We start from the raw sequence: 15,674 nt of genomic DNA on the forward strand, positions 1-15,674 counted from the left end.
GCCATCAGGCATTTTGAATAGCGAATCCGAACCGTCGACGCCGGCAACACAGCCGGCGACGCAACAAAACCTCACTCTCGAGCCCAATGACAGCCGTCATCTGGCCATGCTGTGCGGCCAGCTCGACAGCCACCTGCGGCAGATCGAGGAGCGCCTGGGCATCACCATCAGCAACCGGGGCAACCAGTTCCTGCTGAGCGGGCCCTCGGTCAATGTAGCCTCGGCCAAACAGCTGCTGATCCACCTCTACGCTGAAATATGCCAGGGGGTGGGCCTGAGCCCGGAGTCCCTGCACCTGCAACTACAGCAGGCGGGACTGGAGCACCTGGCGGAAGCGGCCGGCGACGGCCAGCCGGTTGAGGCGATCCAGGTCATTCGCACCAAACGCGCTTCTATCAAGCCCCGGGGCAAAAACCAGCAGAGCTATGTCCGCACCATCAAGCAGTCGGACATCAACTTCGGCATTGGCCCAGCCGGCACCGGCAAGACCTATCTGGCCGTGGCCTGCGCGGTAGAGGCCCTGCTCGAAGAGCGGGTGCGCCGCATCCTGCTGGTGCGCCCGGCGGTGGAGGCCGGCGAAAAGCTGGGGTTCCTTCCCGGCGACCTGAGCCAGAAGATCGATCCCTACCTGCGGCCGCTGTACGACGCTCTGTACGAGATGCTGGGCTTTGAGACGGTCAACAAGTATATCGAGCGCAATATCATCGAGGTGGCACCGCTGGCTTTCATGCGTGGCCGCACCCTCAACAATGCCTTCATTATCCTTGACGAGGCCCAGAACACGACCCGGGAACAGATGAAGATGTTCCTCACCCGGATCGGTTTCGGCTCCACGGCGGTGATCACCGGCGACGCCACGCAGATCGACCTGCCGCGGGGCGCCCAGTCGGGCCTGACCCACGCCGGCAACATCCTCGACGGCGTCGATGGCATCGGCTTCACCTACTTCGCCAACAAGGACGTGGTGCGCCACCCACTGGTGCAGCGCATCGTGCAGGCCTACGACAACCACGAGGACAAGGCCACTCCCCTGGACCAGGGCAAGCTGTGAACCTGCAACTGGACATCCAGTGCGCCAGCACCGAACCGGTCCCCGACGAGGACGACATACGACGCTGGATTATCGTCGCCCTGGCAGGCCGTCGCAGCAGCGACACCGAGATCAGCCTGCGGCTGGTGGATATTCCCGAAATGACCGCGCTCAATGGGAGCTACCGCGGCAAGGCGGGCCCCACCAATGTGCTCTCCTTTCCCGCGGACCTGCCGCCGGAGCTTGAACTGCCGCTGCTGGGCGATATTGTCATCTGCGCGCCAGTGGTGCGCGCGGAGGCCCGCGAGCAGGCCAAGCCGCTGGCGGCCCACTGGGCCCACATGACCGTCCACGGCACCCTGCACCTGCTGGGCTACGACCACATCGAGGAAACCGAAGCCCAGGCCATGGAGGCGCTGGAGACCGAGATCCTCGGGCAACTGAATTTTCCCTGTCCCTACCGGGACAATATACCCAAGGAGCATGCTGACGCATGAGCGATGAATACTCTGGCAGCGATTCGGGCGACAAATCCTGGCTGGAAAAAATAGGCCAGCTGTTCTCCGGCGAACCGCGCAACCGCAACGACCTGCTGGACGTGGTGGCGGTGGCCTCGGAGAACGAGGTGATCGACGAGGATGCCCGCAGCATCATGGAAGGTGCGATACAGGTATCGGATATGCAGGCCCGGGATATCATGATCCCGCGGGCGCAGATGGTGGTGCTCAAGGAAGAACAGTCGCTGGAGCAAATCCTGCCGCTGATCACCCGCTCTGCCCACTCGCGTTACCCGGTAGTGGGCGAAAGTACCGACGACGTACTGGGTATACTGCTGGCCAAGGACCTGCTGCCGCAAATCCTCAACAAGGATCACAGCGACTTCAAACTCACTTCCCTGTTACGGCCCACGGTGGTGGTACCCGAGAGCAAGCGGTTGAACGTCCTGCTGCGCGAATTTCGTGAAAACCGCAACCATATGGCGATTGTGATCGACGAGTACGGCGGTGTCGCCGGCCTGGTGACCATAGAAGACGTGCTGGAGGAAATCGTCGGCGAGATTGAAGATGAAACCGATGCCCAGGCGGACCGCTATATTCGCAAGATTTCCGATGAGGACTACTTCATCAAGGCACTGACTCCGATCGACGATTTTAACGAGTACTTCAAGACCGACTTCTCCGATGATGAGTTCGATACTATCGGCGGCCTGGTGATGCAGGCCCTGGGACACATGCCATCACGCAATGAGCTGGCGATAATTGATAAGTTCGAATTCAAGGTGATCAACGCAGACCTGCGCAAGATCCACAGCCTGCGCATGCGCCCCCTCCAGGCCTGAAGCACCCCCAGTGCCGGACACTAACAGCGAATCAGGATTGTCGCCGCTGCAGGTGATGCTGATTGCGCCACTGGCGGGCGCCCTGGTTACCCTGTCACTGGCGCCCTTTGATATCTGGCCAGCTGGCATTGTCAGTTGCGCCCTGCTGGCCTGGCTGCTCAGCACCTGCACTCCCCGCCAGGGCCTGTGGCGGGGCTGGCTCTACGGCCTGGGCATGTTCGGCAGCGGTGTTTCCTGGGTCTACGTGAGCATTCACGAGCACGGTTACGCCCCGGTGCCCCTGGCGGCCACTCTCACTGCGCTGTTCTGCGCCGGCCTGGCGATTTTCCACGGCCTGTTCGGCTGGCTGTATGTGCGCCTGGTGCGCCCCCTGCCGGGCGGCATGCTGATGGGCCTGCCACTGCTGTGGGTGCTGCTGGAGTGGCTGCGCAGCTGGATTCTCACCGGCTTTCCCTGGCTGCTGCTGGGCTACGCCCACGTCGACACCTGGATTGCCGGCTGGGCCCCCATCGTCGGGGTTTTCGGCCTGTCTTTTATCTGCGCCCTCAGCGGCAGCTGTTTATTCCTCGCCTGGCGCAGCAGGCAACCGGTTGCCATTGCCACTTATGGCGTCATGGTGCTCACCCTGTGGGCGGGCGGCGGCGTGCTCAAGCCCATCCAGTGGGTAGCGCTGGCCAGCGAGCAGCCGCTGCGCATCGCCATTTACCAGCCCAATGTGCCCCAGGAACACAAATGGGACCGCGACTATTACCTGCCCATACTCAGGCAACTGGAGCGAGAGACCTCGGCGCTGCTGGGCCACGACATCCTGGTGTGGCCGGAAGCGGCGGTGCCCAACTATTACCAGAACGCGCGCGGCTTCCTGGATCCCATCGACGCCCGGGCGCGCATGAGCGACACCACCCTGGTGACCGGCATTCCCTACCGTGCCGGGAACAACCAGGGCGCCCACAACAGCATTCTGGCCCTGGGCGCCGGCAGCGGGGTGTACCACAAGCAGCGCCTGGTGCCCTTTGGTGAATACGTGCCGCTGGAAAACTGGCTGCGCGGCCTGATTGCCTTTTTCGACCTGCCCATGTCCTCTTTCAGCCCGGGCCCTGCCGGCCAGCCACCGCTGCAGGCCGGCGCGTTCCGGGTAGCGCCCTACATCTGCTATGAAATCGTGTACCCGGACCTGGTGGCCAGCACCGCCCGCCACGCCGACCTGCTGATTACCATCAGCAACGACAGCTGGTTCGGCGACTCGTTCGGCCCGCTGCAGCACCTGCAGATGGCGCGCATGCGCGCCCTGGAAAATGGCCGCTACCTGATTCGCGGCACCAATAACGGGATATCGGCTATCATCGACCACCGCGGCCACATCGTCGAGGCCACCGGGCAGTTCGTCGAAACCAGCCTGGTGGGCGAGGCCCAGACCATGCTCGGCAGAACCCCCTTCGGCAGCTTTGGTTCCGCTCCGGTAATCATCGGCTGCGGCCTGGGCCTGGGGCTGATGTACCTCATGTACCTGGCGTTCTGGCGCGAGGAGAACTGAAGCGGGCACCGCGCTCCATGCGCCCCTCACCTTGCCCGCCACTACAGACGCCCCCGGCAATTACTGGTAGAATTCGCGCTTCTTTTTTTACCCCTGAACCAGGAAACACCAGTCCCGTGATGGAGCAACAATACGACCCCCTTACCCTGGAGCGGCAAGCCCGGGAGCACTGGCTGGCGAACAACAGTTTCGCCGTGCAACAGGACGACAGCCGGGAAAAATTCTACTGCCTGGCCATGTTCCCCTACCCCAGTGGCAAGCTGCACATGGGGCACGTGCGCAACTACACCATTGCCGACGTGATCGCGCGTTACCAGCGCATGCAGGGTAAAAACGTGCTCCAGCCCATGGGCTGGGACGCCTTCGGCCTGCCGGCGGAAAATGCCGCCATCAAGAACAACGTACCACCCGCCCACTGGACCGCGCAAAACATCGACTACATGCGCGAACAGCTGCGCCAGCTGGGTTTTGCCTACGACTGGGACCGGGAGCTCGCCACCTGCGATCCGGACTACTACCGCTGGGAACAATGGTTCTTTACCCGCCTGTTCGAGAAGGGCCTGGCCTACAAGAAAAAGGCCGAGGTCAACTGGTGCGAGAACGACCAGACCGTGCTCGCCAATGAGCAGGTTGTCGACGGCTGCTGCTGGCGCTGTGACAACCCGGTGGAACGCCGGGAGATCGATCAGTGGTTCATCAAGATCACCGACTACGCCGACCAGCTGCTGAATGACCTGGACAAACTGGACCAGTGGCCCGAGCAGGTAAAAACCATGCAGCGCAACTGGATCGGGCGCTCCGAGGGCGTGGACCTGGAGTTCGACTTCAATGGCGAGCCGCTGGCGGTATACACCACCCGCCCCGACACCCTGATGGGTGCCACCTATCTGGCGGTCGCCCCCCAGCACCCGGTGGCCAGGGCTGCTGCCGAGCACAACGCGCAACTGGCTGCCTTTATTGAAGAACAGTCCCATATCAAGGTGGCCGAGGCGGAAATGGCGACCATGGAAAAGCTGGGCATGGCCACCGGCTTTACCGCCACTCATCCGCTGAGCGGCGAGCAGGTGCCGATCTGGGTCGCCAACTTCGTGCTCATGAGTTACGGCTCCGGCGCAGTCATGTCGGTACCCGCCCACGATGAGCGCGACCACGCCTTCGCCAGCAAGTACGGCCTGCCGATTGTGCAGGTGGTCGACAAGGCCGGCGATGACTACATCTATTCCAGCAATACCTGGCAGGACTGGTACGCCGATAAATCCGGCACCACCAGCATCAATTCCGGTGAATTCGATGGCCTGGATTTCCAGGGCGCCTTCGATGCCATTGCCGACAAGCTGGAAAGCCTCGGCAGGGGCAAGCGCACGGTGAACTACCGCCTGCGCGACTGGGGCGTGTCCCGCCAGCGCTACTGGGGCGCGCCGATTCCGATCATAAACTGCGCCAGCTGCGGCGCGGTGCCGGTGCCGGCTGCAGACCTGCCGGTGGTGCTGCCCACCGAGGTGGAATTCGAGGGCGTGGGTTCGCCGATCAAGAAGATGCCCGAATTCTATGAAACCAGCTGCCCCGCTTGCGGCGGCCTGGCCACCCGCGAGACCGACACCTTCGACACCTTCATGGAGTCCTCCTGGTACTACGCCCGCTACGGCTGTGCCAACAACAAGGAAGCGATGCTCGATGACGAGGCTGACTACTGGACCCCGGTGGACCAGTACGTGGGCGGTATCGAGCACGCCATCCTGCACCTGCTGTACTCGCGCTTTTACCACAAGCTGTTGCGCGACGAGGGCCTGGTAAGTTCCGACGAACCGTTCACCCGCCTGCTGACTCAGGGCATGGTGCTCAAGGACGGCGCCAAGATGTCCAAGTCGAAAGGCAACACCGTCGACCCCCAGGCCCTGATAGACCAGTACGGCGCCGATACCGTGCGCCTTTTTTCCATGTTCGCGGCGCCGCCGGAACAGTCGCTGGAGTGGGCCGACTCCGGGGTGGAGGGGGCCAACCGCTTCCTCAGGCGCCTGTGGAAGCTGGTGGCCAGTCACCTGGCGGCAGATCCGGCGCCTGCGCTGGCTGTAGCCGCACTGGACGAACAACAGAAGAACGTGCGCCGCAAGACCCACGAGACCATCGCCAAGGTCAGTGACGATTACGGCCGGCGCCAGACCTTCAACACCGCCATCGCCGCGGTGATGGAACTGTGCAACGAACTGGGCAAGCTGGACGGCAGCGACCAGAGCCGGGCAGTGCTCGATGAGGCCCTGCGCGCAGTGGTGCTGATGTTGAGCCCGATCACGCCCCACGTCTGCCACACCCTGTGGCCGCTGCTCGGCGGCGAGGGCGACATTCTCCACGCTCCCTGGCCCGGCGTCGACGAGGATGCCCTGACCCGCGACAGCATTGAAATGGTGGTGCAGGTGAACGGCAAGGTCAGGGCAAAAATGGAAGTGCCCGCCGATGCCGCCAGGGACAGCGTCGAGGCCACAGCCCTGGCCCAGGACAACGTCCAGCGCTTCCTTGAAGGCGTGACCGTGCGCAAGGTAATTGTAGTGCCGGGCAAATTGGTTAATATTGTTGCCAACTAGCCCGCAACGGAAGCTCCCCATGCCACAGCGCCCGCTCCACCACTGCTTCATCCTCGCTATGGCCCTGGCGCTCAGCGCCTGTGGCTTCCACCTGCGCGGCGCCGGCGGCGTCAGTATTTCCGATGAATGGCGCTCAATGTACCTGCAGACCAACAATCCCAACAGCGAGTTCAGCCGCGAGGTGAAAACCCGTTTCGCCGCCAATGGCGTGCAGTGGCAGGACGACAACAAAGCCGCCAACTACAGCGTGGTGCTGGGTCCCGAGCGTTTCAACCAGCGCAACCTGTCGCTCAACTCCGAAGCCCGCGCAGCGGAATTCGAGCTGACCATGCGCGCCACCTTCGCGGTGCGTAAAAATACCGGCGAGATGGTCATCGAAAGCACCACCAGTTCGGTGGTCAAGCAAATGGAAAACGACCCGCAGAACGTGGTGGGCAAGGCCGAGGAAATCCGCATCCTCAAGTCGGAGATGCGCAGTGAGCTGGCCCAGCAGATCATGCGCCGCATCGCCTTTTACGCCGCCGCCCAGGACGCCTGATGCGCGTTTACCCGGAGAAACTGGCCGGCCAGCTGCAACAGCAACTCCTGCCCGTTTACCTGGTCAGTGGCGACGAGCCGCTGCTGGTCCAGGAGTGCTGTGACCAGGTGCGCCAGGCGGCGCGCCGGGCCGGTTGCAGCGACCGCGAAATTCTCGATGTCAGCGCGCCGGGCTTCAAGTGGGACGAGATCATCGCCAGCGCCGCCGCCATGTCACTGTTCGCCGAGCGCAAGCTGGTGGAACTGCGCATTCCCAGCGGCAAGCCGGGCACCGAGGGCAGCAAGGCCCTGGTGGAGTACCTGCAGGTAAGTGAGGGCAGCGAGGACGTGCTGCTGATTATCGCCGGCAAGATCGACAAACAGTCCACCAACAGCAAGTGGTACAAGGCCCTGGACGCCGCCGGCGCCACGGTGCAGGTCTGGCCGGTGGATGCCAGGGACCTGCCCCGCTGGCTGCAACAGCGGGTCAGCGCCGCCGGCATGGCCATCGATAACGAGGCCCTGCAACTGCTGTGCGAGCGGGTGGAAGGCAACCTGCTGGCGGCAGTGCAGGAAGTGGAAAAACTCAAGCTGCTGGCGGACGACGGCCGGATCGGCGCCGCGACGGTAACCGCCTCGGTCGCCAACAACGCCCGCTACAACCTGTTCGACATGACCGACAACGCGCTCAGGGGCAATGCCGCCGGCAGCCTGAAAATGCTCCACGGCCTGCGCGGCGAGGGCACCGAGCCCGCCGTGGCCCTGTGGGCCCTGCTGCGGGAAATCCGCACCCTGCACCAGGCCCGGCAGGCGATGGATGCGGGCCAGAACCCGCAACAGGCCCTGGGCGCCCTGCGGGTGTGGAAAAACCGCATGAGCCTGATGCAGGGGGCGCTGGGCCGCCACAGCCGCAACTCCCTCAACCACCTGCTGGAACAGGCCAGCGCCGTCGACGGCAGCATCAAGGGCTTCGCCGGCGGCAAGCCCTGGGATAACCTGGAAACCCTGATCCTGGATCTGGCCGGCGCCCGCCGCTAAACCCTGCTCTGCGCTTCAACCACCTGTCGCCTGATCGCACAGGTCACACCCGCGTGTAAATTTTACCGCTTGCAAAGCCCGGTCGCGCCAACTACTGTATATACAAACAGTGTATAAACATACAGCAAAGAGGCGCGGCCATGAATACAGCACTGCAACAGCTTATCAAGCGTAACGACACCTGGCTTGCCGGCCAGGTATTCTCCGCCAGCGGCAACAGCCATCGGGATGAGGGCCGCCTCAACACCGGTTACAGCACCCTGGATGCCCAGCTGCGCCACAAGGGCTGGCCCCTGGGCAACACCGTGGAAATGCTCAGCGATGGCTGCGGCCTGGGCTCCATGGGCCTGTTCCTGCCGGCCATGGAAAAGCTCAGCGCCGAGGGCCTCTGGCAGGTCTTTATTGCCCCGCCCTTCACACCCTATGCCCCCCTGCTGAAAGCCCGGGGCATCGACACCGGGCAGATCCTGCTGGTACACCCCAAAAACCGGGAAGACCTGCTGTGGGCCACCGAGCAGGCCCTGCGCAGCAGCACCAGCAGCGCCGTGTTCAGCTGGCTGGGGGCCGAGGAATACAGCTACGGCGAACTGCGCAAGCTGCAACTGGCCGCCGCCAGCGGCGACAGCCTGGCAGTACTGTTCCGCCCCCAGGCCGCCGCGCGCAACCACGCCCCCGCCAGTCTGCGCCTGCAAATGCGCGAGTACCGCAAGGTGCATATTCTCAAGCAGCGCGGTGGCAACCAGTACCTGGACGTGGCCCTGCCGCCCTCGGAAGATGTGCCGGAGCAGCCCCAGCTGTGGGAGATTCCCGCCTGGCAGGCGAGCCCCGGGCAGGTCAGCCCCCAGGTGCAGCCGACGCTGTCGTTTGCCTGAACACAACCAGCATGACGGACATCAAAAACGGGATAATTACGCTCTGCTAGAATCCGCGTTGTACTTTAACGCCACTGACAGCGGAGCCAAACATGCAAGACTTCCCCCACCACTACCGGGTATCTGCCAACGCGGAAGCCGAGGGTAATATCGCCCTGAAAGCCGACGACATGCCGCAGCTGGTTTCCGCCCCGCCCGCCGAGTTTGGCGGCCCGGGAGACCAGTGGTCACCGGAACACCTGCTGGTCGCTGCGGTTGGCGACTGTTTCATTCTTACTTTTCGCGCCATTGCGCGAGCTTCCGGGCTGGAATGGAACAGCCTGGAAGTGAACGCCGAAGGGGTGCTGGACCGAATGGACCGGGTCACTCAGTTCACCGGATTCACCGTGCGCACCAGCCTGACCGTGCCCGCAGGCACCGACCAGGCCGACGCCCGGCGCCTGCTGGAAAAGGCCGAAAGTGCCTGCCTGGTCACTGCCTCGCTCAAGGCCCCCTGCCACCTGGAAGCTGATATAATCGCCGCCCCCTGAACAGGCGCCGCCTGCGGCCCGGGAGAGCGATATGGACGAGTGGTTAACAGAGTACGGCGTTACCCTGGGGGTCGGCGCCCTGATCCTGTTTATGATTTTTATCGTCTGGGACCTGGCCAGGCGCAGTAACGCGGGCAGGTTCGGCACCATCATCCTCTACATCGGCCTGGCCATGGGCATTTTCGGTTTCCTGATCAAATTCGTGATTACCTACCTGCTGGAAAACGCCGGCGGCATGTAAGCCAGAGCACCCATCTTACTGAGCCAGAGCGCGTCGCAATTCATCAAATTGCGGCGTTTGCTGGCTCGCCAGCCCGGAAGCACCTACTCTGACTATCGCGATGGCAAGGACGCTATCGCAACGGTTCACTACAGGGAGGTAGTGTCGATGAAACCTGGAATTCCGGGCGGCCTGTTGCTGCTCGTTCCCGCCCTGGCACTGGGGCAATCATCCTCTGACAACCCGGCGCCTGCCACCACGCTCCAGCAGCAGGACTTCAGTCCACCGCTGCAGGCCCCGGAATCGCTCAGCCCGGCGCCCCGAGGGTCGGCCCCCGCAAACACGCGGCAGGTCAATACAACCCTCCAGACGCCGGCACCGGCATACACCAGCGGCGAGCGCAATTTTTCCCGCCGCATCTCATTTTCGGAACTGCCAGTGGATGCCCTGGTGAGTGACCAGTACCGGGACCGGGGCATCGTCTTCGGCGGCTCGGGGCCGGTGATTACCACGGATGCCGCGGTGGCTTCTTCTCCTGTGCTGACGGGAACCCCCGTGTTCGAGGGTGATATCACCGGCCAGTTCGTCAAACCCGGCACCCAGGAAGCCGCAACCGTCTACCAGTTTGTCTGGGAGAGCGGCCACTTTGACGCGGTGGCCTCGGTACAGATGGACCTCTATGGCCCACAGGGCCAGTTGCTGCTATCCACCACCAACGAGGGCACCGGTATCTACCGCTTTTTCACCCGGGGCGGCAATATCGGCATTGCCAGCTGGCGCGTACACATTGTCAGTGACGAACCGGGCGGCTTCGGCATCGACAACCTCTACTTTTCGATTCCCGGCAAAGACGACCTCGGGCGGGAAATGGGCCTGACCGAATGCGCCCTGGGCAACCCGGTGAACCCCGCCGCCGGCAACAAGGTCCAGATAGAAACCGATTACCAGGGCAAGCGGCCATTTCCGCTGGCGGTAAGCCGGGCCTACAACTCCATCAGCGGCCAGTGGACATTCTTTCCCCGGGTGTCCCACCAGGCGGGCACCATCGAGGCCCAGGTCACCCGTGCCGACGGCAAGATACTTACCTTCACCGGCGGCCAGGGTGGCACTGACTGGCGCAACAGCAGCACCGACATCACCGAACAACTGTTCAGTGAGCTCGACGGCGCGGGCAATATCAGCGGCTGGCGCCTGGAGACCCTGGACGACCAGGTCGAAACCTACGACAGCAGCGGAAGACTTGTGCGGGTCAGCCAACGATCCGGGCTCAGTCACAGCTATCGCTACCAGCTGGATGCCATCGAGGTTGAGCACAGCCTGGGCGGCGTGATCCGCTACGCGCTGGATACAGCGGGCCGAATTACCGGCTTCAGCGATCCGCTGGGGCAGGATTACAGTTACAGTTACAACAGCAATGGCATGCTCGGTTCGGTGTTCTACCCGGACAATGGCAGTAACCGCACTTATCACTACGAGAACACCACCTATCCCGACCTGCTCACCGGTATCAGTGATGCCAACGGCAAGCGCTACGCCAGCTGGACCTATGACAGCGCCCGCCGGGCGGTCAGTTCCGAACACCACAACGGCGCCGACAGGACCAGCTTTGACTACAGTCTGCTCAACGGTCCGGGTACCAGCAGAACCACCGTCACCAACCCACTGGGCAAGGAAACCACCTATTACTACACCCGGGTCAATGGCGTACAGCGCGTATTCCAGGTGCAGGGACATGCCAGCGCCAACTGCGTGGCGGCCAACCAGCGCTATGGTTTTGACCAGCGGGCGTTCATCCGCAGCAAGACCGACTGGAAAGGCAACGTTACCGAGTACCTGCGGGACGCCAACGGGCGTGAACTGATTCGCCGGGAAGGCGTGGGTACGCCCCAGGAGCGGGAAACCCGCACTACCTGGCACGCCAATTTCAACCTGCCCACAGTCATAGCCGAACCTGGCCGCACAAGCCATTACGAATACGACCTCAAGGGTAACCTGATCCGTAAACGTGTCGAAACTCCCTGACACCGGGATTCCAACAATAGCAACGGCTCACGAAGCAAGGAACGCATCATGAACCACTCCGGCAGACTCCTGTTCACGCTAACCGGCAGCATTGCACTCGCAGTCGGTTGCACCGTCTCCCTCGCCGAAGAGAGGCAGTGGACCTACCAGTACAACAGCAACGGCCAGATTACCCTCGCTGATGGCCCCCGTGTCGATGCGGACGACAGCATCCACTATGGCTATGACGCCAGCGGCAATCGCATCTCGGCCGCCAACTCACTGGGATACACCAGCCACCTGCTCGATCACAATGAGCGCGGCCAGCCGCGACGGATTATCGACGTAAACGGCGTGGAAACCCGGTTGACCTATCACCCCCGGGGCTGGATCACCTCACGCACCGTGATCGACCCCACCGGTGACAGTTCGCTGGATGCGATTACTGACTACAGCTACGACAGCGAGGGAATGCTGCTCAGCACCACGCTGCCTGACGGCAGCACCCTGAGCAACGAATACGACGGTGCCCGCCGGCTGGTGGCGGTCAGCAACAACCTTGGCGAGCGGGTGGAATACACCCTGGACGAGGCCGGCAACCGCATCGCGGAGCGAAGCTTTGACACTAACGGCACGCTGCTAAGGGACATCAACCGCAGCTATGATGAACTCAAGCGCTTGATCACCATTACCGGCGCATCCGGACAAACCACCCACTATACCTATGACCGCAACGGTAACCGGACTTCGCGCACCGATGGCAATGGCAACACCACCGTGCAGTGGATAGATTCCCTGGACAGGATCTATAGCACCGAGGCCGCCTATGCCCACACCGTGCACTACAATCACGACCAGCGGGATAACCTTACCGCGGTGACCGATCCTCGCGGTCTGGCCACCAACTACACCATCAACGGCTTTGATGAGGTAGTGACCCTGGACAGCCCGGATACGGGGGTCAGCAGCTATCATTATGACAGCGCCGGCAACCGAATACTCAGCACCGACGCGCGGGGGATCAGTGTTGCATCCAGCTACGATGCGCTCAACCGGCAGCTCGAGTCCAGCTACCCCGACACCAGCCTGAACATCAGCTACGGCTACGACGGGGGAAGTTTTGGCATCGGCCGGCTTACCACCGTAAGCGATGCCTCGGGCACGACAACAATGGACTACGATCATCGCGGCAACCTGGTCTTCGAAGCGCGCAACAGCGCTGGCCACGACTTCAACCTGGCATACGAATACAACCTGGCCGACCGGGTAACGCGGATTACCTACCCCAGCGGACGCACAGTGGATTACAGCTACGACGGGGCCGGACGACAAATGGCGATTCACAGCAACGGCCCCGAGGGAGCCCGGACTATCGCCAGCGATGCCGGATACCTCCCTTTTGGCCCGGTCACATCCCTTGTCCTGGGCAACGGCATGCAGATGCAGGCAGCCTATGATCTGGACTATCGCCTGACCACGCTGAGCTTTGGCAGCGCGCTCAACCGCAGCTACAGCTACGACTCCGCCGACAACATCACCGCCATAAACGACCAGAAGAACGCCACATTCAGCCAGGCCCTGGGCTACGACGCCCTCAACCGGCTGGGTAACGCCAGTGGCGGCTACGGCAATCTGTCATACAGCTACGACGCCAACAGCAACCGCCTTAGCCATAGCAGCAGTAACGGCACGGATGTCTACAGCTACGCCAGCAACAGCAACCGCCTGCAAAGCACCAGTGACTGGCAGTACCAGTACGATACCAACGGGAACCTGGTGGCGAAATCTGACAACAACGGCGACAACACTACCATCTACCAGTACGACGCACGCAACCGGCTGGCCCGGGTAATCGAGCGACGACTCACCAACGGCGAGCCCGCAGACAGCCTTATCGCCGAGTACAGCTACAACTTCCGCAACCAACGCACCAGGAAACAAACCGCAGACGAGGACATTCACTACGTTTACGGCCAGCGCGGTGAGTTACTGGCAGAGATCAACGGCGACGGCATCCCCCTGCGCGAATACATTTACTTCAACGAACGCCCCATCGCCGTGGCCAGCACCAGCTTCACCTACGGACCCGCCGAGCCCGGCCCCGAGACACTGCTGGATGACACCAGCGCGGGAACCAGCAGCAGCGGCACCTGGGAACAGGTGAGAAAGAAAGGCGCCTGGGGGGACTACTATCACCTCTCCGAAGATGCAGGCAACAGCTATCGCTGGCACCCCGGCACGTTGCAAGAGCGCGATTACGAGATCTACGCCTGGTGGCCAAAAGTACGAAAGAACAACCCTTCCGCCACCTACCGGATCCATCACGGCGGCCAGGTGTCGACGGTTACCGCCAACCAGGGCAGACAGGGCAAACAATGGGTGTACCTGGGCACCTACAGCTTCAGCGGCAATGGTGACGAGTACATAGACCTATCCGATGCCGGCGGCAAAACCGCCGCCGACGGCATCCGCCTGGTAGAAATACTCCCTCCCCCACCGCCACTGATCAGCACCGAAATCTACTACATCCACACCGACCATCTCGGCACCCCGCAAACCCTGACCAACCAGGCCCAGAATGTGGTCTGGAACGCAAACTACCGCCCCTTCGGCCAGGCCGACATCGATGTCGCAGCAATTACCAATAACCTGAGATTTCCGGGGCAGTATTTCGATGCTGAGACCGGGCTGCATCAGAATTATTTTCGGGATTATGATTCTAGTTGGGGAAGGTACATTGAAACTGATCCTCTAGGTATTGAAGGCGGGATAAATACATATAGTTATTCAAATAATAATCCTTTCACATACTTGGATCCGTTTGGGTTAGCTCCTAGCTGGGTTGGCCCCACAGCCATAGTCATATCAACCACAGGTGGAGCACTCGCACTTCACCCCAACCCAATAACTCCTCCCTTGGTTCGCGCAACAGGGCTTGTAATGGTTGGGGTCGGCGGTGCCCTTGAAGTTTGGGACTGGGCAACTGCCTTAGATGAGGTAAAAGCGTCCACTAGCCAAGATATTCAAGATATCCAGAAAAACATTGAAAAGATAAACGACCTGATTAAAAGTCAAGATATGCTATGCGAGTAACCCACCGTTGAGCTTAGAGATTATGCTTAAGTACTATATCTATTTTTTATCAATTTGTGTGTCTATCTTCTTGGCACAAACATACATCTTATTGACACGCACAATGAACTCTTACCTTCATATTTTTGAAAAAAGCGAGAGTGTTCACACATTGGTTAGAGATGCTTTGTGGCATATTTGGTCAGGAATGTTGATATGGCCGGCACTGCTCTTCTCGGTTCTGATTATGTCAATAATTCAGATCCGTAGAGAAACGTCAGGCTAAGCACCGAACACTCTGACAGGCAGTTTTCCCGGTTTAACCATAAGCCCTGCGTCTCCGTGTCACTCAGATAACTGATTACGTCGTGCACCAGCATAACCAGATTGAAATAATTTTTTGAACTCAAAAGATCACACCCTTGGCAAAAAAGGGCGAGGTATTCTCATCCTTTTACTGTACCCACCCATCTTTATATACGCCGGAATAAAGTTACTCTGCGGTATTTCCAAGTTTGAGGGACAAACCGGAGGCTCTGTTGCTTTAATCTATGCAGCTCTCGCGGCGGCTTGCCTGCTGTATGCTTGCTATATTGCTTACTGTTTATTCACGCTGGCAAAAACGGCTCGCTCGATCGACTGCTCAGGCACGAATATAAAAATCATCGACTATATTGGCAGGGATTTTGTTTACACGAGGGATAGGCTAGCAAGCATCGAAGACGCCAGGCTCAATTTTCTCCTGAGAAATTTCTTCGTTTTCCAGCCCCGAAGCAAAAGCGACCCCCGCACACCCAATCGCCTCATTAAATTCAGCGATGGACGAAAGTTCTTGATTTCAGCGCGTTTCGATACCGCCTATACAGTGCTAAATGAAATAAATCCAACTCCATAACGGAAACATAAATTTATCGAAATTGATAATTCTCGTTCTGAAGTACGC

The 15,674-nt window shown here is 60.8% G+C and carries 13 protein-coding genes; all 13 read left to right on the plus strand.

The features are described 5' to 3' along the window. Positions 1-13: 13 nt before the first annotated feature. The 13 genes from DWB85_RS15615 to DWB85_RS19420 all read left to right on the plus strand — a co-directional run bounded on the left by DWB85_RS15615 (position 14) and on the right by DWB85_RS19420 (position 15,626). Positions 14-1,051: a PhoH family protein gene (locus DWB85_RS15615; RefSeq protein ID WP_117956400.1), complete on the plus strand. Its 1,038-nt coding sequence runs from the start codon at positions 14-16 to the stop codon at positions 1,049-1,051. After that, positions 1,048-1,527 carry an rRNA maturation RNase YbeY gene (ybeY, locus tag DWB85_RS15620; RefSeq protein WP_117956403.1) on the plus strand — a complete coding sequence of 160 codons (480 nt, stop codon included), beginning with the start codon at positions 1,048-1,050 and terminating at the stop codon, positions 1,525-1,527. Before DWB85_RS15615 ends, ybeY begins: the two co-directional genes overlap by 4 nt. Continuing rightward, positions 1,524-2,369 carry an HlyC/CorC family transporter gene (locus DWB85_RS15625; RefSeq protein WP_117956405.1) on the plus strand — a complete coding sequence of 282 codons (846 nt, stop codon included), beginning with the start codon at positions 1,524-1,526 and terminating at the stop codon, positions 2,367-2,369. The genes ybeY and DWB85_RS15625 overlap by 4 nt, the downstream gene beginning before the upstream one ends. 10 nt (positions 2,370-2,379) lie before the next feature. Further along, positions 2,380-3,903 carry an apolipoprotein N-acyltransferase gene (lnt, locus tag DWB85_RS15630; RefSeq protein ID WP_117956407.1) on the plus strand — a complete coding sequence of 508 codons (1,524 nt, stop codon included), beginning with the start codon at positions 2,380-2,382 and terminating at the stop codon, positions 3,901-3,903. Between the two features lie 119 nt (positions 3,904-4,022). Further along, a complete protein-coding gene (gene leuS, locus DWB85_RS15635; protein WP_117956408.1) occupies positions 4,023-6,482 on the plus strand; it encodes a leucine--tRNA ligase in 2,460 nt (819 codons plus the stop codon). Positions 6,483-6,501: 19 nt separating this feature from the next. Beyond that, the gene (locus tag DWB85_RS15640) at positions 6,502-7,020 is read left to right on the plus strand and encodes an LPS-assembly lipoprotein LptE (protein WP_117956410.1); all 519 of its coding nucleotides are present in this window, start codon (positions 6,502-6,504) and stop codon (positions 7,018-7,020) included. Further along, positions 7,020-8,036, plus strand: coding sequence for a DNA polymerase III subunit delta (gene holA / locus DWB85_RS15645; RefSeq protein ID WP_117956412.1), 1,017 nt, complete (start codon positions 7,020-7,022; stop codon positions 8,034-8,036). Before DWB85_RS15640 ends, holA begins: the two co-directional genes overlap by 1 nt. A 140-nt stretch (positions 8,037-8,176) precedes the next feature. Then, entirely contained in the window at positions 8,177-8,908 is a 732-nt protein-coding gene (gene imuA, locus DWB85_RS15650) for a translesion DNA synthesis-associated protein ImuA (RefSeq protein ID WP_117956414.1), read from the plus strand. A gap of 92 nt (positions 8,909-9,000) precedes the next feature. Further along, complete coding sequence (locus tag DWB85_RS15655; protein WP_117956416.1) at positions 9,001-9,438, plus strand: OsmC family protein; 438 nt, start codon at positions 9,001-9,003, stop codon at positions 9,436-9,438. 31 nt (positions 9,439-9,469) lie between these two features. Further along, positions 9,470-9,679 (plus strand): DUF2788 domain-containing protein, encoded by a 210-nt coding sequence (locus tag DWB85_RS15660; RefSeq protein WP_117956418.1) that lies wholly within the window; start codon positions 9,470-9,472, stop codon positions 9,677-9,679. Positions 9,680-9,826: 147 nt separating this feature from the next. Continuing rightward, positions 9,827-11,680: a DUF6531 domain-containing protein gene (locus tag DWB85_RS15665; RefSeq protein ID WP_117956420.1), complete on the plus strand. Its 1,854-nt coding sequence runs from the start codon at positions 9,827-9,829 to the stop codon at positions 11,678-11,680. A gap of 48 nt (positions 11,681-11,728) precedes the next feature. Continuing rightward, entirely contained in the window at positions 11,729-14,752 is a 3,024-nt protein-coding gene (locus DWB85_RS15670; protein ID WP_117956422.1) for an RHS repeat-associated core domain-containing protein, read from the plus strand. Between the two features lie 379 nt (positions 14,753-15,131). Then, entirely contained in the window at positions 15,132-15,626 is a 495-nt protein-coding gene (locus tag DWB85_RS19420; protein WP_133300638.1) for a hypothetical protein, read from the plus strand. The last annotated feature ends 48 nt before the right edge of the window (positions 15,627-15,674 follow it).

It is taken from the genome of Seongchinamella sediminis (assembly GCF_003457605.1).
In the GTDB taxonomy this organism is placed as follows: domain Bacteria; phylum Pseudomonadota; class Gammaproteobacteria; order Pseudomonadales; family Halieaceae; genus Halioglobus; species Halioglobus sediminis.